The following is a 21,541-nucleotide window of genomic DNA, read 5'->3' as shown; positions in this document are numbered from 1 at the left end:
TAAAGGCCTATCTCCTGGGTCAAGCTAGCGCCGGAACAGGCCCCGGCCCTTGGTCTTCTGCAGGGTCTTCATCATGGCCTTCATGTCGTCGAAGGTCTTGATGAGGCGGTTGACTTCCTGCACGCTGGTGCCCGAACCGGCGGCGATGCGTTTGCGGCGGGAGGCGTTGAGGATCCTGGGGTCGCGGCGCTCGCGCGGGGTCATGGAGAGCACGATGGCCTCGAGGCGGTTGAGCGCCTTGTCGTCGACCTGGAAGTTGGCCGGCAGCATCCGCGACATGCCCGGGATCATCTTGAGGATGTCGCCGAAGCTGCCCATCTTGCGGATCTGGCGCATCTGGCTGATGACGTCCTCGAGCGTGATCTCGCCCGGAGCCTTGAGGGGGGCCTCGAGTTCGGCAGCCTTGGCCTTCTCCAGCAGGGTTTGCAGGTCGCCCATGCCCAGGATGCGTTGGGCCAGGCGGTCGGGGTAGAAGGGTTCGAGGCCCTCGAGCTTTTCCGAAACCCCCGCGAAGTAGATGGGCTTTTGCGTCACGTGCCGCGCCGAGAGCGCCGCCCCGCCGCGCGCGTCGCCGTCGAGCTTGGTGAGGATCAGGCCCGTCACCCCGATGCGCTCGTCAAAGGTCTTGGAGACGCCCAGCGCCTCCTGCCCGGTCATGCTGTCTATCACCAACAGTGTCTCGGTGGGGCCTATGGCCGCCTTCAGTCGGGCGAGCTCGTTCATGAGGTTTTCGTCGATCTGGAGCCGACCGGCGGTATCGACGAGCACAAGGTCGCGGTAGTCGAAGGTCAGGTGCTGGCGCAGGCGCTGGGCGGTGGTCTCGGGCCGCTCGCCGTCGGCGACCTCGAGCACCGGCACCCCCACCTTCTCACCCAGGATCTTGAGCTGCTCGCGGGCGGCGGGGCGCTGGGTGTCGGCGGCCACGAGCAGCGGGCGGCGCCCCTTGCCCTTGTAGAAATGGGCCAGCTTGGCAGCGTGGGTGGTCTTGCCCGAGCCCTGCAGGCCCACCAGAAACCACACGTTGCCCTCGTTCTTGAGCACCGGCTGCCTGGCCTCACCCCCCAGCACCTCGGTGAGCTCCTCGTAGACGACGCTGAGGATCTGCTCGGCGGGGGTGAGGCTCTCGAGCACCCGCTGCCCTAGGGCCTTTTCCTGGATCCTGGCGACGAACTCCCTGGCCACCTCGAAGTTTACGTCGGCCTCGAGCAGGCTCACGCGAATCTCGCGCAGGGTGGCCTTGAGGTCGGCCTCGCTGATACGACCCCGCCCGCGCAGCTTGTCTACTGCGTCGCGGATGCGGCGGCTTAGCGTCTCAAACATGCTTTTGGGCTCCCTCGGACCTCAAAAAATCACTCAAGCCTTTTTTTCGATCAAAAGGCCTCTTTCTCGAGGCCGCCCGCTAGGGTAGCAGCACGGGGTTGAGCGTGTCAATATCAAGTTTGGGCCACAAAGGCAAGGTGAAGCGGGGGCGAGAGGATAAGTCAGATCTTTTATATGCCGCTATATTTGACCTACGCAGACCACCCTTCGCATCAGGGACGAAATCTACCGTCAGGCTAAGGCTGAAGCCGCCCGCCGGAGAGTGACGCTGACCCGCTATATCGAAGAAGCTCTGTTACAGAGCTTCAAGCGTGGGGGTGGGGTGGGGTGCAAGGTGGAACTGCCGACCGTCGCCGTGGGCCGGGGCTTTACCTTTACCCCTGCTGAACTCAAAGCGCTGCAACAAAGCAGCGAGGCTCGAGCCGACCGTAGCAAGGTAGCCAGGCGCAGGGGCAAGGTGTAGTGTTCATCCAACGTACTCATCTACGCCCTCAGGCGCGATTCTCCCTTTCACCGACCTTGCTATGGCTGGCTCACTGCTGCGCTATCATACCAGATTCGGTCAGTTCGTTCCCGAATGGGAACGAACTGACCCGACCGAAGGGAGTGCTCTAGGATTCAAAAAGATAGCCTCTGAAGGTCTTTGGTTTGGGTGATTATCTTTTTGAATCCGGTATCACAGGGAGAGGAAGTTGCCGCGCCGAGCGTGGTCGAGCTGGCGGTGGTGCGCATCAGCACCCTGCCGAGCCTGGGAGAAGCGGCGGCAAAGCCAGCCGATGTGTTCGCTTTTTTGCAGGCCCTCAGAGAGAACGGCTATTACCTCATCGAGCCGGGCCCGAATCACCTGGCCCACTGGTCAAGGCTCTGTACCGACATGGCTTTGCAGGGAAACGATGCCAACGATGCTTTCCTGGCTGCTTTAGCCCGGCTACCCTGGTCAGTGCTGACGAGGGCTTCGGGCGTTTTGAGGGCGTGAACTGGTTCAATCCCCTGGCCTCGGCCAGCCACTGCTAGGGCACGGCAGTCCCGGCTTTGGGATAGGTCGAGAGCGGTTGCCTCCGGGGGCCTGTGGTGCTACCCTATCGAAGGCTCTAAGCCCCTTCGGGACCGCTGGCACAGGGTCGGAGGCCCGAAGGTCTCAGGAGGCACCGTGGAAGATTACAGCGACAGTCGAAGGTTTAGCCCGGTGCGCTCTGTGCTTTTGAGCCACCGCTAATCCCTCGACAATCCCGTACTTCACGGCTGCTTCCTTCCAAGGCCGCGCTGCTGTGCTGTCTAAAGCGCAACGCGGGCACAGAAGGAGGTGGCAAATGTACGATACCGAGCGCCTTGCAGCCATCCAGGACCTCCAGAACGCCCTTGCCGAAAGCAACGCGGTAGCGGTGAAGGCGGCGCTGGAGGAACTCTACGCTCCGGAGATCATCGATCACTGGGCCGAGTTCGCACCCGAGCACCACCTGGTCATCCTGACGCTGTTGCCCACCGGTGAAGCCGCCGAGGTCTTCAGCCACCTCGAGGAAGACGAGCAGACCGCGCTGCTCGAGGCCCTGCCGCGCTGGCGGGTGAAGGAGCTACTGGGCGAGCTTCACCTCGACGACCTCACCGATACCCTGCAGGCCGTCGAGGAGGAAGACCCCGAGCTGGCCGAGGAGATCAAAGCCGAGCTCGACCCCGAGACCCGCGCCGAGGTCGAGGAACTCTCCGAGTACGAGGAAGACGAGGCCGGTGGGCTGATGACCTCGGAGTACATCGCCCTGCGCGACTCGATGAGCGTGGAAGAGGTGCTGCGCTTTTTGCGCCGGGTGGCGCCTGACGCCGAGCAGGTGTACTACCTCTACGTCGTGGACGCGGCAGGGCGGCTGGAGGGCGTGGTGAGCCTGCGCGACCTGATCGTGGCCGATCCCAAGACCCGCGTGCGCGAGATCATGAATCCCGACGTCAAGTTCGTGCGCACCGACACCGACCAGGAGGTCGTGGCCCGCATGATGGCCGACTACAACTTCCAGGTCCTGCCGGTGGTGGACGAGAACGGGGTGCTCTCGGGGATCATCACCATCGACGACGTGGTGGACGTGATCGAGGAGGAGGCCACCGAGGATATCTACCGCCTGGGTGCGGTGGAGGCTCCGGAACTGGTCTACAGCCGCTCGACGCTGTGGGAGCTGTGGAGCGCGCGGGTGCGCTGGTTGGTGGTGCTGATCGTGGGGGGAATGTTTTCCAGCACCATCCTCGAGGGCTTCGAGGCTACTTTGAGCGCGGTCACCGCCCTGACCTTCTACCTCACCATCCTGCTGGGGGCGGGAGGCAACACCGGCAACCAGTCCTCTACGCTCATCGTGCGCGCGCTGGCCACGGGCGACGTGCGGGGGCGCGACTGGTGGCGCATCCTGTTCAAGGAACTGGGCGTGGGGGCGCTGCTGGGCCTCACCCTAGCGGTGGTGCTGGCGATCAAGGTGGTGATCGATGGACACACCGAAATCCTGCCGGTGCTGGCGCTTTCGCTGATTACCCTGATGACCGTGACCAACATCGTCGGGGCGCTGCTGCCCATCGGCATCAAGAAGATCGGGCTCGACCCGGCGCTCATCTCCAATCCCCTCATCGCCACCTTGAGCGACCTGACCGGGCTGCTGATTTACCTGGGCATGGCCAAGTGGCTGCTGAAGCTATGAAGCTGGAAATGGTAGTTGAGTGGACCATCGGCACCCGCGAGCGCTACGACTGGAGGGGCGGGGTGCTGGTGGCCCGCCAGCCTTGGGGCTGGGAGCTGCCCCCGGTCAACTACGGCTGCATTCCGGGCTACTTCAACCCTGCCGACCGGGCCGAGCTCGACGCGATCTGGTGCGACCCGGCGCCCGTTGCGCCGGGGGTGTGGCTCGAGGGCGAGGTGCTGGGCATGGTTTGGGTCAACGACCTCGACCACAAGATTTTGCTGGGCCAGCCCGGCGACCTGGAGAAGCTTGATAAGGCGGGCCTCGAGGCCTGGTTCGTCGGGCGTGATGCCCGCATTACCGCTGCCGAGGAAGCCGTGGCCTTCATCGCTTCCCTGCCTGCGGGCTCAGGCTCGGGGTAGGATTGGCTGGAGTCACCGGGAGGTTTGCCGTGTACTACCCATTGGACAGCCGTTACGACAGCATGCTCTACCGTCGCGCAGGCCGCAGCGGCTTGCAGCTTCCGGCTATCTCGCTGGGGCTGTGGCACAACTTCGGTGGCGTGGACTGCTACGAGGACGCCCGCCAGATGATCCGCCGGGCCTTCGACCTGGGCATCACCCACTTCGACCTCGCCAACAACTATGGCCCACCGCCGGGGTCGGCAGAGGAGACCTTCGGGCGGGTGCTGCGCGACGACTTGAGGCCCTATCGCGACGAGCTGATCGTCTCGACCAAGGCCGGATACCTGATGTGGCCGGGGCCTTATGGCGACTGGGGCTCGCGCAAGTACCTGCTCGCCAGCCTCGACCAGAGCTTGAAGCGCATGGGCCTGGAGTACGTAGACATCTTCTATCACCACCGCCCTGATCCCAACACGCCGTTGGAAGAAACCCTAGGAGCCCTGGACCAGGCCGTGCGCAGTGGCCGGGCCCTGTACGTAGGCGTGTCCAACTACCCCCCTGAACTCACCCGCCAAGCCGCCCGCATGCTGCGGGCGATGGGCACTCCCTTCGTCATCCACCAGCCCAGCTACTCCATGTTCAACCGCTGGATCGAAGACGGCCTCACCGCCGTGCTGGCCGAGGAGGGCATCGGCAGCATCGTCTTCTCGCCGCTGGCCCAGGGCCTGCTTACCGATAAGTACCTGGGGGGCATCCCCGAGGGCTCGAGGGCGGCCAAGCCCCACGGCTTCCTCAAGCCCGAGCACATCACGGAGGACAAGCTCGTCAAGGTGCGCCGCCTCAACGAACTCGCCCAGGCCCGGGGCCAGACCCTCGCCCAGCTAGCCCTAGCCTGGGTACTGCGCCTGCCCACCACCACCTCCGCCCTCATCGGAGCCAGCCGCCCTGAGCACATCGACGATGCTGTGGGGGCGCTGAGGAAGTTGCATTTGTCGGAGGAGGAATTGTCGGCCATTGAGGCGATTCTGGGCTAGAGCGATCGAGGCTTGACGCCTTGCCGGTTGCCGTCTATATTGGAGTTTGCGGCTTCGGAGGCCAATCCCTCTCGAGCCAGGAGCATCGCGGGGTGGAGCAGTCTGGTAGCTCGTCGGGCTCATAACCCGAAGGTCACAGGTTCAAATCCTGTCCCCGCAACCAGAACCCAAAGGCGCAGGGTCACCCCCTGCGCTTCTCAATTGTCCGTACTTGACCGCTCTTGCCTCAGACGCTACACTTTTTACGTTGTGCTGATGGCACGCGCAGAGCCTGGCTGTGTAGCTCAGCTGGTTAGAGCGAACGACTCATAATCGTTAGGTCGGCGGTTCAAGTCCGCCCACAGCCACCAAGACGTCCCAGACGGTATTTCCCGCCGTCTGGGGTTTTGTTTGTGAATATTCCGTGACGATATGTGATTTGACTGGTGCAGCGGGGGTTGTGCTAGGCGAGCTTGAATGCACGAAACGCTCTAAGCCACTGCACATTTAACCCAAACTTCAACTTTAGAGCCCATCCCTCAAAAATCCCAGCCGACCTGGGCCTCGAGGTCTATAAAGGGTTCATGAATACCTCTGTTGCTCGGATTGTTGGGTGGTTGTTGCTGATTCTGCCAATGGCCTGGGCTGAATCAAGTCCCTGTCTCTCGCAGAAGACCGAGGGCATCTTCAACGGTGTGGTCATGATGACCAAGCCCGCCTGGCTCGTCAAGGAGTGCGGTCGTACCGAGGGCCAGATTTTGCTGCAGATCAAACTGTGGGTCAAGGGCAACGGGCGCAGCCCTTTTTCCGACGAGTCCTATCTCTCCACCAACCCCAAGGGGGCCGACATCCTCTTGAAAGCCCTTGACGATGCGGGCTGGAGCAACTTCTCCAAGCACACCGTGCGAGCGGGGAGCGTTGTAGCTACCGTGCGCCACTACAAACACGACAAATTTGGCTTTCTGGCCTTCGGAGTGACCCAAACCCGCACGGAGCTTTTCCTGAGCTTCGTGCGTTACCGCTAGCCGGCTGATCTGATGGTAGTAATACCGGATTCAAAAAGATACTCTTCAAAACCAAAACCCAGAGGCTATCTTTTTGAATCCCAGAGCACACCCCTCCCTGACGGTCGGCGAAAAAGGCGTCTCCCTTCGGTCGACCGCCCCGCCTTGGCGGGGCAGCGTCACCAAATGGTGACGAACTAACCGAATCTGGTATAAGCTTCGCAACGTGGTTGAGTTCGGCCATCCCTATACGCTGCTCGCGGGGGCCCCAGGTAAAGGTAGATCAGCGGGCGTTAGCTGCGCTTTGAACTGACTTTGGTGGGTGGAACCAGGAATATTCCGATTCCAAAGGCCAGCTTGCGGGTGGGGGAGATGAGTAGGCGTTGCTGCCAGACCAGCCCAGCGCTCGAGCCCCCGTCGAGCAGGATGGCGTCCTTAGCCCCCAGCCGGGCCATGACCTTGGCGGTTTCGGAGAGGGTGAGGGGCTGGCGGGTGCTGACGAAGACCAGAAAGCGCTCGTTGACCAGGCCCACCACGCTGCGCCGGGCCCGGCCCCAGATGGCCGGATCGTTGTAGCCCTCCGAGCGCGGCCATACCACCACCCGGCCCCCTCGCAGCACGTAGGGCCCGCTGGCGATCACGGTTTCATAGCCACGCCAGGGCTTCTGGCGGCTGTGGATGCGTGCGCGATTGTCGGGTGTGATGGAGAGGGCGGTGGGGATGCGGCCCCTCGAGAGTTGCTGGCCGCCTACCACCAGGTCTCCGGCGGGTGAAAAGGTGCGGGGGTGAAAATATCCGCCGTTGATGGCTGCCACCAGCCGGGGCCGCTGGGCCAGGCTCGGCAGAGGCGCGCCGCTTCGCCCCAGACCCCCCTGGGGCAGGAGGGGCCGGATCCGCACCTGGGGGTGGGCCAGATTGACCTGAACGGCCAACAGCGGAACCCCCAGCACCGGACCATCGATGAGCCTGACGGCGAAGCTGGGCGGCGGCGGGCTGACCCATAGCTTCTGGCCTTTGAAGATCGCGTTGCCCCTCAGGTTGTTCCAGCGTTTGAGCTGGGCCTGGCTCAGCTTGTGCCGCTTGGCGATGCCCCACAGCGTATCGCCCTGCTGCACCACGTAGACCTTGGAGGTCTGCGCCCAGGCCGAGCCAAAAAGCACGGCGAAAGCCACCAGCCACCCCAACCATCCTCGAGTGCTTCGTCCCATCTGCACCGTAAATTTAGGGTAGCGCAGGTGGGGCGCGCTGAAAGGGGATTACAACCTTCACCTGAGTTGCCGCAAGGTCTGCGCTCCCAACCTCGAGCGCAGCAGCAGGAACAGCTCTGCGGTTGCCAGGGCGTCGTAGAGGGCGTGGTGCTCGAGGTGGGGGGGCAGGCCGAAGTAGGCGCGGGCTTCGGCCAGGCCGGTAGGCAATGGGCGACTGTAGGGCTCGAGCCGCCGCTGGCGCTCTTGCAGTTTGGCGATGAGGCCTACGGTATCGAGCACGCGGGGCTTGGGCCAGGGGCGACGCAGGTGACCATAGGCCCTGCGCAGGAAGCCTAAATCCACCGGGGCGTGGTGCAGCAGCAGGACTCCCTGGCTCAGGCGAAGGTGAATGGCCTCGAGCACCTCCGCCAGAGAGGGAGCGGCCTCGAGTTCGGCGGGCACGATGTGGTGGGCTCGGATGCCCTCACGCGAGAGCGGCAGACCCGCTTGAGGCCGCACGAGGCTGTAGAAATGCTCCCCGTAGCAGATGACCCCCTGCCGGATGGGCACCATTCCCGCCGAGAGGATCTGGTCGGCGGGGGAGAGGCCGCTGGTCTCGAGGTCCAGCGCCCAGTAGGTCTGGGAGTCCCAGCGCATCGCTACCCCAGGAGGTCGGTCTGGAAGCGCTGACCGAGGGCCTCCTGCAGCTCGCGCAGCAGCACAAAAGCTTCCTTGAGATGGCGGCGCTCGAGCGCGGAGAGGGCCTCGAGGGGCACCTTGTTGCCAGGGGCCTCCCTGCGACGGAGCGCGCCAAGCTGCTCGCGTAGGCGCAGGCGCGTGAGGAAGTTGAAAGCCTCGGCCAGATTCTCGGCTCCCTCGGCGCTCAGCTTGCCTGCGCGGGCGGCGGCCTCGAGCCGCTCGAGCGTGCCTCGCGCCGGGCTCTGGGCTTCGAGGGCGTAAACCCTGGCCAGGCTCACGATGGGCGCGATACCTCCCTTCTTGAGATCGACCCCCCCTTCCTCCTCGCGGATGCGGCGGAAGAAACCCAGCGGTGGGCGGAACTGGAGCGCCGAGCGGGCCATCTGGGCCAGGAAGATGCGGCGCTGACCGCTGTGGGTGACGAGCTGCTCGAGGCTTTGCAGCGACAGATTCCCGCGCACCGGACGGAAGTCGAAGAAGATCTGGGCCTCGAGCAGCTCCTGGGGGCTGGGCTGCTGGATCCAGCGGTCAAAGAGCCGCTCCCACTCGGTCAGGGGCTTGTGCCAGCGGGTGGCCATGTAGCCACCGGGGCAGGGCGGGAAGCCCGCCTGCAACAGCCCCTGCACCACGAAATCGGCCAGGTGGGCGAAGTAGGGCCGGGCCTCGGGCAGGTCGTCCTGGTAGATCAGGGCGTTGTCTTGGTCGGTCAGCAGGGTTTGCTCCATGCGCCCTTCGCTGCCGAAGACGATCCAGGCGTAGGGAGTGGGGGGGGCTCCCAGTCTGTTCTCGGCCAGCTCGAGCAGCACCCGCACGAGCTGGTCGTTGAGGCTGCTCACGCTGCGCCCGATTGCGGGAGCCCCCAGCCCTCCGGCCATGAGCGACTCGACTACGCCGGTGAGCTCCTCGCGGTAGCCCCGCAAGTCGGCGGGGTTGCGGGTGCGCTCGAGACGGCGCAGCAGGTAGAGGGGGCTGCGGGTCTGCTGCCGCATGAGCACGGTGTCGGTGATCACCCCCACGATGCGCCCATCCTGGGTGACGGGAAGGTGGTGGATGCCCTGCGAGACCATGAAGGCCAGCGCCTCGAACAGCGGGGTTTCGGCGCTGAGGGTCTTGGCCGGGGCGCTCATCACCTCGGCCAGCGGGGTTTCGGGGCCGCGCCCTTCGGCCAGCACCCGGTTGCGCAGGTCGCGGTCGGTGAGGATGCCTGGGGGTTCGCCTTCGACCAGCAGCGAGCTGATGCGCTCCTGGCGCATGATCTGGGCTGCCTGGCCAATGCTGGCACTGCGGGCTACGAACACCGGAGGGCGGCTCACCAACTTCCCCACCGGCATGCTCAGGTCGAGGCTGAGGGTGCTGGGGACGTGGTTGAGGGCCCTCGAGGCCAGCCGCAGCCGTTCGGCTAGGCCCTGGCTGAAGAACTGGGCGAACTCGGGGTAGGCCAGCAGCCCACGAAAGACCTTTTGCTCCCAGCGGTAGACCAGCAGATCTTCCTCAGCTACCACGTCGAAGGACGGTGCGTCCTGCGCCAGCAGCGAGGGGTAGCCGAAGCACTCGCCCTCCTCCAGCAGCAGCACTTCCCGGCCCTCGCGCAGCAGGCGGGCCGCGCCCTTGCGGATGAGATAGAGGTGCTGGCTGGGTGGCCCCTCGTAAGCGAGAACCCTCGTACCCTTGGGGAAGAAGCTGACCTCGAGGCCCCGCTCTACCGCCGCGAAGGCTTTCGGGGGCAGGCGGTCGAAGGGAGGGGTTTGCCGGATGAACTCGAGGGGGGTCAAGGCGTTTTCCACTTATCGCTTCCCCGCTCAGCCGCTTTAGTCTCACCTGGCAGTCGTGCGATGAAGCCCGAGGCCAGCCAGGCCGCGAGGGCGAAGACCAGGAAGATGGCCTGCTGGGCTTGGGGACCCTGCAGCAGGAGTTGGAGGGCCAGCCCCAGGCCCAGCGCCGGGATAGACAGCAGCAGTGTGCGGGCCACCCGCTCCCAGCCCCGCCCCGCGGGCAGGGGCCAGAACCAGGAGAAGCTGACTCCCAGCAGGCTGCCCAGCGCCACGCTCAGGAGCAACTCGAGCATCTGGAGCGGGGTGGGGACGGGGAAGCCGAAGAGGGGGCTGCCCAGCAGGTAGAACACCCCCACTCCCAGGTAGATCCCCACCACCCGCCGCAACAGGTGGGGGAGGCCCAGGGTCGTGGTTTTGACCGGCTGCATGGCTTCAGGATAAGTGCTCTTTCCCTGGCTGGTCCCCCCTGAATCCAGGGGGGACCGGCTCGAGGACGCTTAATCGTGGGCCGATGCCGCCCCGGCACCGCGGGGGATGCGCAGGTCTTCGACCATGTGCTGTACGGTCTCCGGTGGGGCTGCGGTAGCGCGGGAAACTACCCAAGCGACGATGAAGTTGAGCACCATTCCCACCGTGCCGATGCCCTCAGCGCTGATGCCAAACCAGTTAGGCAGCGCAGGTGCCGCTTGACCGAAGAGCACGTCGGATTTCATCAGCAGGATCATGACGGTGGTGAAGATCAGGCCCACCAGCATCCCGGCGATAGCACCCTGGCTGTTCATGCGTTTGTCGAAAATACCCAGCACGATGATGGGGAAGAAGGAACTCGCCGCCAGGCCGAAGGCGAAGGCTACCACCTGGGCCACGAAGCCCGGTGGATTCACCCCGAAGTAGGCACCGCCACTGCGACGCCGATCATGATCCGCCCCACCAACAGCCGCTGGGCTTCCGAGGCGCTGGGGTTGATGAGCCGGTAGTAGATGTCGTGGGCTACTGAGCTGCTCACTACCAGCAGCAAGCCCGAGGCCGTAGACATCGCTGCAGCCAGGCCGCCCGCCGCCACCAGCGCGATGATCCAGGGGGTCAGCCCCGCCACCTCGGGGGTGGAGAGCACGATGATATCGTTGTCGAAATAAACCTCATTCTTGCTGCTCAGGTTGGGGCTGCTGAAGTCGGGACGCCCGCTCTTGAGGTTGAAGGCCCGGCCTGGGGCGAAGGTGATCTTGCCGTCGCCGTCCTTGTCGGTGAACTGCAAGAGCCGGGTCTTTTCCCACTTGGCCACCCAGGGGATGGCCCGAACTTCCTCGAGGCTCTTGCCGTTGAGGGTCTGGATCAGGTTGTAGCGAGCGAAGGAGGCCAGCGCCGGGGCAGTGGTGTAGAGCAGGGCGATGAACAGCAGCGCCCAGCCCGCCGATGCTCGGGCGTCTTTCACATTGGGAACGGTATAGAAGCGCACAATGATGTGCGGCAGCCCGGCGGTGCCCACCATCAGTGCCATGGTAATGCAGAAGACGTCGATCATGGGCTTGGTGCCGGTGGTGTAGGCGGCGAAACCCAGCTCCTGGTGGATCTGGTTGAGCTTGGGCATCAGCTCGCTGAAGGTAAAGCCCAACTGTGGGATGGGATTGCCGGTGAGCACGCTCGAGATGGCGAAGGCTGGGATGGCATAGGCAATGATCAACACCGTGTACTGGGCCACTTGGGTATAGGTCACGCCCTTCATGCCGCCGATGATGGCGAAGAAGCCCACCACTGCCACCCCGATGATTACGCCGGTGGCGATGTCCACCCCCACAAAGCGGCTGAACACGATGCCCACCCCGCGCACCTGGCCGGCCACGTACACGAAGGAGACGAAGATGGCTGCCAAGGCAGCGATGAGCCGAGCGGTCTGGGAGTAGTAGCGGTCGCCTACGAAGTCGGGGACGGTGTACTTGCCGAACTTGCGCAGGTAAGGCGCTAGCAACAGCGCCAGCAGCACGTAGCCACCGGTCCAGCCCATCAGGTACACCGCGCCGTCGTAGCCCAGCGTGGAGATCAAGCCAGCCATCGAGATGAAGCTGGCCGCCGACATCCAGTCGGCTGCGGTGGCCGCTCCGTTGGCGATGGGGTGCACGCCCCGCCCGGCGACGTAAAAGCCCTGTGTATCGCGCACCCGTGCCCAGTAGCCGATGTAGATATACACGGCAAAGGTGATGCCGACAATGATATAGGTCCAGATTTCAACCGACATGCCTTCACCCCTTATTCGTGGACGTCAAACTGCTCGTCCAGTCGCTGCATCCGCGCGGCGTAAACGAAGATCAGGACCACGAAGACGTAGATCGAGCCCTGCTGGGCGAACCAGAAGCCCAGCGGCAGGCCGCCGAGCCGGATGCCGTTGAGGGCCGGTGCCAGCAGGATGCCAAAGACGTACGAGACCAACGCCCAGATCGCCAGCAAGCTGACGATGAGCTTGAGGTTGGCCGTCCAGTAAGCCGTTGCCTTGCTTTTATCCATCACAACAAACCCTCCCAAAGACCATCAGATGATGGGTGGACGACGTCGAGTTCTTGGTCTTGGGGCGAACTTTAGCACCCGTTTTCCCCATAGGCAAGTTTTCCGCCCTTTTCAGCCATATGCGAAAATCGGGAAATTCCCGTGTAGACAGATTCACGGCAACACTTGGCCGGCCAGGGAAACCTGGCCGAGAAGAAGTGTTTTTGGGCTATTCCTCGAGAGTCGAAAGATCTCCCGGATCGCGCCCGAGTTCCCTGGCTTTGAGCAAGCGCCGCAGGATCTTGCCGCTCTTGGTGCGGGGGAGCCGGGGAGTAAAGACCACTTCAACAGGCACCTCGAGCGGCCCTAGCTGGCGGCGCAAGTGGGTGGCGAGCTTTTGGGCCATCACCGTCTGCACTTCCGGTCCCATGTCCGGGGTGCGGGGCACTACGTAGAGCTTGATGATCTCTCCGTGCTCGGGGTCGGGCAGCCCGATGGCCGCGGCCTCCACCACCGCCGGGTGTGAGAGCATGGCTCCCTCGAGCTCGGCGGTGCCGATGCGCTGTTCCCCGGCTTTGATCACGTCGTCACCCCGGCCCAGTAGGGTGATGTAGCCTTCCTCGTCGCTCATCGCGATGTCGCCGGTGAAGTACAGCCCCTCCTGGATGGCCTTCTCGTAGCCGGCAGGGTTGTTCCAGAGCGTGCGCATGAACTGGGGAAAGCAGGGTTGCAAGGCCAGGCGGCCTTTGCGTCCGGTGGGTACGGGTTGGCCCTCGGTGTCGAGGATGAGCGCCTTCACGCCGGGCAGGGGGAAGCCCACCTTGCCGGGCTTGGTCGGCAGGCACAGCGGGGTGGCCAGGCAGGGGGCTGCGGTCTCGGTCTGCCACCAGTTGTCGATGGTCCAGGCCAGGTGTTCGGTAGCCCAGTGCCAGACCTCGGGAGCCAGGTATTCGCCCACGCTCCCCACCAGGCGCAGGTTTCTCAGATCGGCGCGACTACGCCACTCGGGGCCGTGGCGGCGGAAGGTGCGCAGCCAGGTGGGGCTGGTGAGCAGCACGTTCACCGCCTGATGTTCGAGGGTCTCGTAAAAGCTGCCGGGGTCGGGGTAGTCGGGACGCTCCTCGCGCAGCACGGTGGTCAGCCCCTCCAGCAGCGGGGCGTAGAGCCCGTAGGCGTGCCCCACGATCCACGACAGGTCGGCGGTGGTCCAGAAGGTTTCGCCGTCCTTGAGGTCGAAGAGCGTGCGCAGGTGGTAGGTGGTGCCCACCATGAAGCCCGCGTGGGTGTGGACCACGCCTTTGGGCTTGCCGGTGGAGCCGGAGGTATAGAGGATGAACAAGGGGTGATCCGCGGGCAGTGGCTCGGCGGGGGTGTCGGGCCGCTGGCGCTCGAGCAGCTCCCAGAACTCCAGCGCATGCCTTTCTCCACCCCGCCCGTGCCAGAGCACCGGGAGATCCAGCCCCTCGGTGGCAGCCTGAACCAGCGGCACCAGCGAGAGGGCCCGCCCGGACTGGTACATGCGGTCGGAAGCCACCAGCAGCCGGGCCTGGGTGTCCACCAGGCGCTCGCGCAGCGCGCCGCTGCCCAGCCCTGCCGCAATGGCGGTGTGGATGGCGCCGATGCGGGCGCAGGCCAGCAGGGTCAGGGCGGCCTCGAGGCCGGTGGGCATGTACACCGCCACCCGGTCGCCCACCCCCACCCCTAGCCCTTTGAGGACCCCAGCCAGCCGGGCGACGCGGTCGAGCAGTTCGCGGTAAGTCAGCTTGTGCACCTGGCCGTCGCCGCCGTAGGCGACCAGAGCTAGTTGGTTGCGCCGGCTGCTCCCGGCGTGGCGGTCGAGGGCATTGTAGGCTGCGTTGATCTTGCCCTGTTCGAACCACCCCCCCGCCCCTTGCACCCGCTCGAAGGGGTGAAACCACTCGAAGCGCTCGGCCCAGGCCCTCCAGAAGCCCTCGAGGTCCTCCTGGCTGCGGCGGTATTCCCCCGCATAGTCCTGGAGGTTGGCCGCTCGGCGCAGGGTTTCGGGGGGATTCAGCCGGCCCTGGGCGCGGGGGGTTTGCGGCTCGAGGGCCGGAGCCGGATTCGCCGCCGCCTCGGGGACCTGGGCCTCGCTCGGCGGAAAGCCCGAGGCGGTGTGGGCCACCTCCCGTACCGCCTGCACCAGCCGGGTGAAGGCATAGGGGAAGCGGCGGCTGGGCACTACCACCCCGAAAGCCCCCACCACCCTCCCGTCCTGGCCGAAGATGGGCGCGGCCACCGCCGAGATGCCCTGGGCAAACTCTTCGATTTCGACGGCGAACCCCATCTGCCTCACGCGATGGAGCTCGTCTTGCAAAGCCATCGGCTCGGTGAGGGTGTTGGGGGTGTAAGCCCGCAACTGGCTGGGCGGCTCGCCCTCGAGAAAGGCCAGCACCGCCTTACCCAGGGCCAGCGCGTGCAGCGCCTCGGTGCTCTCACCCTCGAGCCCCGGCGGCTTGGGTTGGCCCTGCCGTCCCCGGCTCAGCAAGCGCAGCCTGCCCTCGCGGGTCAGCAGGCCCAGGTAGGTGCGCTCGCGGGTGCGCAGGTAGAGCTCCTCGAGCGCGTCGTAGAGCCGCTCCAAGCTGCTGATGTCCGCTGAGCCTTTGGCGGGGATAGGGGAGAGGGCGCTGGGAGTGGCGCGATAGGTAGTCCCAATGCGCTCGGCGAAGCCCTCGGCCACCAGGCTGGCCAGCAGGGCGTAGGCCGTGGAGAGGCTCTTGCCCAGCAGCCGGGCCACTTGGGCGGCCTCGAGGCCCTCGGGATGGGCGAGGAGATGAGCCAGCACCCGCAAGGCAGCCTGAACGGTGGTGAGCTTACGGCTTTGAGCCATGGTCTGGACCTTCCTTGGTGCTTTGCTTCGACTGGCGCCTATGATTGGGGCATGGCTCCAGCTCTGTCAAGAAAACCCTTACATTCGCAAATGACGAAAATCCGGCCTTTTGCGCATGATGCTAAAGCCAGGGGTTCTTGACCAGGATGCTGTCCCGGGCATACCCTGACCCCAACGCTTCAAGGCATTCGTTTGGAGGATCGCGCCATGACCGAAAAACTCGAAGCCGTGCTCAAGGAAGACCGGGTGTTCGAACCCTCCGCGGAGTTCAGGCAGGCAGCCAGGCTCAGCGACCCTGCCCAGTATGAGGCGATGTACCGCGAGAGCCTCGACGATCCCGAAGCCTTCTGGGGCAAGGTGGCCTCCGAGTTGCACTGGTTCAAGCCCTGGGAGCGGGTGCTGGAGTGGCAGGCTCCCAATGCCCGCTGGTTCGTGGGGGCCCAGACCAACATCGCCTACAACGCCCTCGACCGCCACCTCACCTCGCGTCGCACCAAGGCCGCCATCGTCTTCGAGGGCGAGCCCGGCGACAACCAGGTGCTCACCTACCATGACCTACACCGCGAGGTCTGCAAGTTCGCCAACGTGCTCAAGGGGCTTGGGGTGAAGAAGGGCGATCGGGTGACGATCTACTTGCCCATGATCCCCGAAGCGGCCATCGCCATGCTGGCCTGCGCCCGCATCGGCGCCATCCATTCGGTGGTCTTCGGCGGCTTCAGCGCCTCGGCCCTGGCCGACCGCATCAAGGATGCCCAGGCCAGCGTGCTCGTCACCGCCGACGGCGGCTGGCGCCGCGGCAGTGTGGTGCCCCTGAAGAACAACGCCGATGAGGCCCTGGCCGATACTCCTAGCATCAAGAGCGTGGTGGTGGTGCGTCGCACGGGCGAGGACATCTCCATGCAGCCGGGTCGCGACCACTGGTACCACGAGCTGATGCAAAACGCCTCCGATCAATGCCCGGCTGAGCCCATGGACTCTGAAGACCCCCTGTTTATCCTCTATACTTCTGGCTCCACCGGTAAGCCCAAGGGGGTATTGCACACCATCGGCGGCTACCAGGTTTACACCTACCTCACCGCCAAGTACATCTTCGACCTGAAAGAGCAGGACACCTATTTCTGCACCGCCGACGTGGGCTGGATCACCGGCCATTCCTACGTGGTCTACGGCATCCTGCTCAACGGGGCCACCACCGTGATGTACGAAGGGGCTCCCAACTGGCCCGATCCAGGCCGCATCTGGCAGCTCATCGACAAGCACGGCGTGAGCGTTCTCTACACCGCCCCCACCGCCATCCGGGCCTTCATGAAGGCTGGGGAGCAGTGGCCCCTGAAGTACCGTCTGAGCAGCCTGCGCCTGCTGGGTACGGTGGGCGAGCCCATCAACCCCGAAGCCTGGGTTTGGTACTACAACGTCATCGGCAAGGGTCGCTGCCCCATCGTGGATACCTGGTGGCAGACCGAGACCGGCGGCATCATGATCACCACCCTGCCAGGGGTCCACGCCATGAAGCCCGGTCACGCCGGGAAGCCTTTCTTCGGGGTCGATCCCGCCATCGTGGACGCCTCGGGCCAGCCCATCTCCAACCCCGACGAGGGGGGCCACCTGATCATCCGCCGTCCCTGGCCCGCGATGCTGCGTACGGTGTGGGGTGACCCTCAGCGCTATGTCAACCAGTACTGGAGCCAGTATCCCGGCAACTACTTCACCGGCGACGGAGCCCGGCGCGACGCCGAGGGCTACTACCTGATCATGGGCCGGGTGGACGACGTGCTCAACGTCTCCGGCCACCGCCTGGGCACCATGGAGGTCGAGAGCGCGCTGGTATCCCATCCCGCTGTAGCCGAGAGTGCCGTGGTGGGCAAACCCGACCCCATCAAGGGCGAAGGCATCGTGGCCTTCGTGACCCTCAAGGCCGGGCACAGCGGCTCTGAGGCCCTGAAGAACGAGCTCAAGGCCCACGTGGTCAAGGTCATCGGCGCGATCGCCCGCCCCGACGAGATCCGCTTTACCGATGCGCTGCCCAAGACCCGAAGTGGTAAGATCATGCGCCGATTGCTGCGACAGATCGCCGCGGGCGAAACCGACATCAAGGGCGACACCAGCACCCTGGAAGACCGCACCGTGGTCGAAAAGCTGAAGGCGGGAGAGTAGCAGCTTCGGAGTTATAGGGGTAAGGTGTCTTGCGTGCAGCGTAGGATGAGGTAACCGCGCTCACTTCCGCCCGGCGCTATTGATAGCGTATTATCAGGTGTTATGGGCGCACTGGCGGTGCAGACCTACGACCTCGGCGTGCGCTTTGGCGATTTCCGGGCGCTTTACGGCATCAACCTCGAGATCCCTCAGGGCTCCTTCGTGGCCATCGTCGGTCCCAATGGGGCGGGCAAGAGCACCCTGCTCAAGGTTCTGTTGGGCCTGGACCCCGGCAACCTGCGTGACGGGGAGGCCCGTCTCACGGGCCGGGCCGAGGTCTTCGGGCAGGTCCCCAAGGCCCTCCCAGCGGGCTGGGTGGGGTACGTGCCGCAGGTCAAGAGCTTCGACCGTAGCTTCCCGGCGCTGGCCCTCGAGGTGGTGGTCTGCGGCCTGCGTCGGGCCTGGCCCTTTCGCATTGCTCCTAAGGAACGCGAGGTGGCGCTGGCGGCTTTGGCGCAGGTCGGGGCAGCCCACCTGGCCGAGCGCCGCCTAGGGCGGCTTTCGGGGGGGGAGTTGCAGCGGGTGTACCTGGCCCGCAGCCTGGTGCGTCAGCCCAAATTGCTCATGCTCGACGAGCCCGCGACCGGCGTGGACGCGGTGGGCGAAGCCGATCTGTACCGGCACCTCGAGGCCTATCAGCGGCAATCCGGAGCTACCATCCTCATGATCACCCACGACTGGGAGGCGGCCAGCCACCATGCCTCGCACGTGCTGCTGCTCAACCGCACCGTCATCGCCTTCGACTCACCCAGCCTCGCCCTGCGCCACGAATGCCTGAGCCGGGCCTTCGGGCACGTGGGACACGCCCATGACGCCCCGGTGATCTGCTAGGAGGGAAGACCATGCTCGAGGCTTTGCAACTGCCCTTCATGCAGCGCGCCCTGATGGCTGGGGTGCTGGTCGGGGCTATCGCCAGCTACCTCGGGGTTTTCATCGTGCAGCGGAGGCTTTCTTTTCTGGGCGACGGGCTGGCCCATGCGGCTTTCGCGGGCGTGGCGCTGGGGTTGTTGCTGGGCATCCAGCCCCTTTACGTCGCGGTGCCCTTCGCCGTGGCGGTGGCCCTGGCCATCACCTGGGTGCGCGAGCGCACTAGCTTGGGGGAAGATACCACCATCGGGGTCTTCTTCGCCTTTTCGGTGGCCCTGGGGGTGTTGTTCATGTCCATGCGTCAGGGCTATACCGCCGACGCGCTGTCGTACATCTTCGGCTCGATCCTCACCGTTGCCTGGCCTGACCTGTTGGCCGTGGTGATCCTGGGTGTTCTGACGCTCCTGCTCCTGCCGCTGTGGGGCCGCTGGGCCTACGCTACCTTCGAGCGCGAGCTGGCCCTGGCCGACCGGTTGCCGGTACTGCGCCAGGACTACCTGATGGCGGCGCTGATCGCGGTGGTCACGGTGATGTCGGTCAAGGTGGTGGGCATCGTGCTGATCGCGGCTTTTTTGGTGATCCCGGCGGCTACCTCGAGGATGCTGAGCCCCACCTTTGCCCGCATGACCCTGTGGGCGGTGCTCATCGGCGTTGCGACCTCGCTGCTGGGACTCCTCCTCTCTTACCACCTCGACACTCCCAGTGGCGCGACCATCGTGCTCATGCAGGTCGGGCTGTTCCTGCTGGCCTCGCTGTTGCGCCAAAAGTAAATGCCCCCATTGTCGGGTTAGTTATACGGGTTTAGACTCGCGGTATGTGGGTTTCCACCAAAGCACAGTATGGCCTGCGGGCGCTCGTGGAGATCGGGCTCAGGGCCCCGGCGGCGGTGCCGTTGAAGGAGGTGGCCGATGCCCAGGGCATCAGCCAGCACTACCTCGAGCAGATCGCCGCGCAGCTTCGTCGCAGCAACTTCATCCGCAGCGTGCGCGGAGCCAGGGGGGGTTACAGGCTGGCCCGCCCTATGGACAAGATCACCGCCCTCGAGGTCGTCGAGGCCCTGGAGGGCAGCCTCGTGCCGGTGAGCTGCTTGGATGACCCCGAGTCCTGCTGGCAGACCGGCTCCTGCTCGACCGAGGCCCTGTGGAAGAGGGTGGACTTGGCCATGCGAGGGGTGTTGGGCGGCACCAGCCTCAAGGATCTGGTGGAGGAACGCAAGCTCATCGAGGCCCGCAAGCTGGTGCAGCTCGAGCCTGCCGGCTACATCCCGCCCCAGAACCCAGTGGTCTGATGATCTACCTCGACTACGCCGCCACCACCCCGCTCGACGGCGAAGTGAAGGCCGCGATGGAGCGGGCTTTTGCCGCCTGGGGCAACCCCAGCTCGGTGCATGCCGCCGGGCGCGAGGCTAAAGCGTTGCTCGAGGAGTCCCACGAGCGCGTGGCCCGCGCCATCGGCGCCCGACCCCGCGAGATCATCTTCACCTCCGGCGGCACCGAGTCGGACGCGCTGGCCATCTACGGCGTCGCCCTGGCGAAGGGCAGGGGCCACCTCGTCACCAGCCAGATCGAGCATTCGGCGGTGCTCACCGCGATGAAGGGCCTCGAGCGCCTGGGTTACGCGGTCACCTACCTGGCCCCCGAACCCCGCACCGGGATGATCTACCCCGAGCAGGTGGCCGAGGCTTTGCGCCCTGAGACCATCCTGGTCAGCATCATGAGCGTCAACAACGAACTCGGCACCGTCTACCCGGTGCGTGAGATCGCCGGGGTCTGCCGGGCTAGGGGCGTGCTCTTCCACACCGACGCGGTGCAGGCTGCCGGGACCATCCCCCTCGACGTGCGGGAACTCGCTGCAGACCTGCTCTCGCTGGCCGCCCACAAGTTCTACGGTCCCAAGGGTGCTGGCGCGCTGTACGTGCGCAAGGGGCTCGAGCTCTTTCCCATAGCACCCGGCAAGCAGGAGCAGGGTTTGCGGGGCGGCACCGAGAACCTGCCCGCCATCTACGGCCTGGGGTTGGCCCTCGAGCGCGCCGTAGCCCAGCTGCCCCAAGAGACCTCCCGGCTGCTCACCCTGCGGGAGCGGCTCGAGGGCGCGCTACTGGCCCTCCCCGGCGTCGAACTCAACGGGCACCCCACCCTGCGCAGCCCCAAGCACGTCAACGTCACGGCTTTGGGAGCCGATGGGGAGGGGTTGCTCCTGAACCTCGACCTCATGGGTGTGGCGGTTTCCTCGGGCTCGGCCTGCGCTGCGGGGAGCCTCGAGCCCTCCCACGTCCTCACCGCCATTGGCCGCAGCAAGCCGCAGGCCAAGGCCTCGGTGCGCTTCAGCCTGGGACGCTACACCACCGAGGCCGAGATCGAGCAAGCAGCGGCGGCGTTCGCCCAGGCGCTAGAGCGCTCGAGGGTCGCCATATCGTAGCTGCTACGGTCACCCTACTTGGTATCGGCCTCGTCTTCCTCGGGCGGCGGGGGCGCGTTGGGTTCGCGGGGCAGAATCACCACGTGCCGCTCCTCACCCTCGCCGTAGGATGTGGTCGTCACCTTGGGGTGCTGCTTGAACATCAGGTGGATGATCCGGCGCTCGCTGGCCCGCATGGGGGGCAATTCCACCGGCTGGCCGCTTACCTCGACCTGAAGCACCGCGTCTTGGGCCATGCGCTTGATGCGTTCCTCCTGCCGCTTGCGGTAGCCGGCGGCGTCCAGGATTACCCTATAAGCTCCGCCGAACTGCTTGGCCATGTAAGCGTTGGCGATGAATTCCACCGACTTCAGCGTGCGACCCTCTTTCCCGATGAAGCGTCCCAAGTCCCCGCCCAGCACTTCTACCCGCAGCAATTCACCTTCCTGGCGCACATCCAAGGAGTAGGCCGGGTCGAGCCTGAGCAGCAGCCCTACCATGAAGTTCTCCAGCGCACGCTTAGGGTCACTTTCGCCTGCGGGATTGGGGGTCACTACCCCGACCGCCTCCTCCTCTTTGAGTACGGTGGCAGGTGGCGCCTCACTTTCCCCGATGCCCAGGTCGGACAGCAGGTCATCCAGACCCCTCTTCTTCTCGTTCATGAGGAATAGAATATAACGTTCGAGGCCTGAGGCCCAAAGGAACCGA

General features: G+C 65.1%; 19 protein-coding genes, 2 tRNA genes and 1 pseudogene. 13 read left to right on the top strand and 9 right to left on the bottom strand.

Annotation, left to right across the window (positions count from 1 at the left end; translation table 11 throughout):
* Positions 1-24 precede the first annotated feature (24 nt).
* Positions 25-1,320, bottom strand: a complete 1,296-nt coding sequence (ffh, locus tag B047_RS0112460; RefSeq protein ID WP_018467300.1) for a signal recognition particle protein — start codon at positions 1,318-1,320, stop codon at positions 25-27.
* A gap of 334 nt (positions 1,321-1,654) precedes the next feature.
* On the opposite strand from ffh, the gene B047_RS18565 reads away from it, so the two are divergent.
* From B047_RS18565 to B047_RS0112420, 8 genes are all read left to right on the top strand, one after another.
* Positions 1,655-1,783, top strand: a complete 129-nt coding sequence (locus B047_RS18565; RefSeq protein WP_275053227.1) for a hypothetical protein — start codon at positions 1,655-1,657, stop codon at positions 1,781-1,783.
* A 201-nt stretch (positions 1,784-1,984) separates the two neighbouring features.
* The gene (locus B047_RS0112450; RefSeq protein ID WP_157205920.1) at positions 1,985-2,296 is read left to right on the top strand and encodes a PIN domain-containing protein; all 312 of its coding nucleotides are present in this window, start codon (positions 1,985-1,987) and stop codon (positions 2,294-2,296) included.
* A gap of 334 nt (positions 2,297-2,630) precedes the next feature.
* On the top strand, positions 2,631-3,992 hold the full coding sequence (gene mgtE, locus B047_RS0112445; RefSeq protein WP_018467297.1) for a magnesium transporter: 1,362 nt from the start codon (positions 2,631-2,633) through the stop codon (positions 3,990-3,992).
* Positions 3,989-4,393 (top strand): hypothetical protein, encoded by a 405-nt coding sequence (locus B047_RS0112440; RefSeq protein WP_018467296.1) that lies wholly within the window; start codon positions 3,989-3,991, stop codon positions 4,391-4,393. The genes mgtE and B047_RS0112440 overlap by 4 nt, the downstream gene beginning before the upstream one ends.
* A gap of 29 nt (positions 4,394-4,422) precedes the next feature.
* Positions 4,423-5,409 (top strand): L-glyceraldehyde 3-phosphate reductase, encoded by a 987-nt coding sequence (gene mgrA / locus B047_RS0112435; protein WP_018467295.1) that lies wholly within the window; start codon positions 4,423-4,425, stop codon positions 5,407-5,409.
* Positions 5,410-5,495: 86 nt separating this feature from the next.
* Positions 5,496-5,572, top strand: a tRNA-Met gene (locus tag B047_RS0112430).
* 110 nt (positions 5,573-5,682) lie between these two features.
* Positions 5,683-5,759: transfer RNA gene (locus B047_RS0112425), tRNA-Met, on the top strand.
* 213 nt (positions 5,760-5,972) lie between these two features.
* Positions 5,973-6,413 (top strand): hypothetical protein, encoded by a 441-nt coding sequence (locus B047_RS0112420; protein WP_157205919.1) that lies wholly within the window; start codon positions 5,973-5,975, stop codon positions 6,411-6,413.
* A 272-nt stretch (positions 6,414-6,685) separates the two neighbouring features.
* On the opposite strand, the gene B047_RS16795 is transcribed toward B047_RS0112420, so the two are convergent.
* The 7 genes and pseudogenes from B047_RS16795 to B047_RS0112385 form a co-directional block, all read right to left on the bottom strand.
* Entirely contained in the window at positions 6,686-7,600 is a 915-nt protein-coding gene (locus B047_RS16795) for a phosphodiester glycosidase family protein (RefSeq protein ID WP_040779822.1), read from the bottom strand.
* 57 nt (positions 7,601-7,657) lie between these two features.
* A complete protein-coding gene (locus B047_RS0112410; RefSeq protein WP_018467292.1) occupies positions 7,658-8,236 on the bottom strand; it encodes a 3'-5' exonuclease in 579 nt (192 codons plus the stop codon).
* Positions 8,237-8,238: 2 nt separating this feature from the next.
* Complete coding sequence (locus B047_RS0112405; protein WP_018467291.1) at positions 8,239-10,062, bottom strand: putative nucleotidyltransferase substrate binding domain-containing protein; 1,824 nt, start codon at positions 10,060-10,062, stop codon at positions 8,239-8,241.
* Entirely contained in the window at positions 10,047-10,478 is a 432-nt protein-coding gene (locus B047_RS0112400) for a hypothetical protein (protein ID WP_018467290.1), read from the bottom strand. Before B047_RS0112400 ends, B047_RS0112405 begins: the two co-directional genes overlap by 16 nt.
* 69 nt (positions 10,479-10,547) lie before the next feature.
* A pseudogene (locus B047_RS16790) lies at positions 10,548-12,283 on the bottom strand (sodium:solute symporter family protein).
* Between the two features lie 11 nt (positions 12,284-12,294).
* Positions 12,295-12,549 carry a DUF4212 domain-containing protein gene (locus tag B047_RS0112390; RefSeq protein ID WP_018467288.1) on the bottom strand — a complete coding sequence of 85 codons (255 nt, stop codon included), beginning with the start codon at positions 12,547-12,549 and terminating at the stop codon, positions 12,295-12,297.
* Between the two features lie 208 nt (positions 12,550-12,757).
* A complete protein-coding gene (locus tag B047_RS0112385; protein WP_018467287.1) occupies positions 12,758-15,376 on the bottom strand; it encodes an AMP-binding protein in 2,619 nt (872 codons plus the stop codon).
* 207 nt (positions 15,377-15,583) lie between these two features.
* Between B047_RS0112385 and acs the strand changes: the two genes are divergently transcribed.
* The 5 genes from acs (at position 15,584) to B047_RS0112360 (ending at position 20,854) form a co-directional block, all read left to right on the top strand.
* Positions 15,584-17,530: an acetate--CoA ligase gene (gene acs / locus B047_RS0112380; protein ID WP_018467286.1), complete on the top strand. Its 1,947-nt coding sequence runs from the start codon at positions 15,584-15,586 to the stop codon at positions 17,528-17,530.
* Positions 17,531-17,632: 102 nt separating this feature from the next.
* Positions 17,633-18,400 (top strand): metal ABC transporter ATP-binding protein, encoded by a 768-nt coding sequence (locus tag B047_RS0112375; RefSeq protein ID WP_018467285.1) that lies wholly within the window; start codon positions 17,633-17,635, stop codon positions 18,398-18,400.
* Positions 18,401-18,411: 11 nt separating this feature from the next.
* Positions 18,412-19,206, top strand: coding sequence for a metal ABC transporter permease (locus B047_RS0112370; protein WP_018467284.1), 795 nt, complete (start codon positions 18,412-18,414; stop codon positions 19,204-19,206).
* Between the two features lie 44 nt (positions 19,207-19,250).
* Positions 19,251-19,724: an RrF2 family transcriptional regulator gene (locus B047_RS0112365; protein WP_018467283.1), complete on the top strand. Its 474-nt coding sequence runs from the start codon at positions 19,251-19,253 to the stop codon at positions 19,722-19,724.
* Positions 19,724-20,854, top strand: a complete 1,131-nt coding sequence (locus B047_RS0112360) for a cysteine desulfurase family protein (protein ID WP_018467282.1) — start codon at positions 19,724-19,726, stop codon at positions 20,852-20,854. Before B047_RS0112365 ends, B047_RS0112360 begins: the two co-directional genes overlap by 1 nt.
* A gap of 14 nt (positions 20,855-20,868) precedes the next feature.
* Here the strand turns inward: B047_RS0112360 and B047_RS0112355 are convergent, their stop codons facing one another.
* Positions 20,869-21,495, bottom strand: a complete 627-nt coding sequence (locus B047_RS0112355) for a Jag family protein (RefSeq protein WP_018467281.1) — start codon at positions 21,493-21,495, stop codon at positions 20,869-20,871.
* Positions 21,496-21,541: the final 46 nt, after the last annotated feature.

The organism is Calidithermus timidus DSM 17022, assembly GCF_000373205.1.
Lineage (GTDB): Bacteria > Deinococcota > Deinococci > Deinococcales > Thermaceae > Calidithermus > Calidithermus timidus.
The sequence above is the reverse complement of the archived record's forward strand: the minus strand, read 5'-3'. Positions and strand labels throughout refer to the sequence as shown.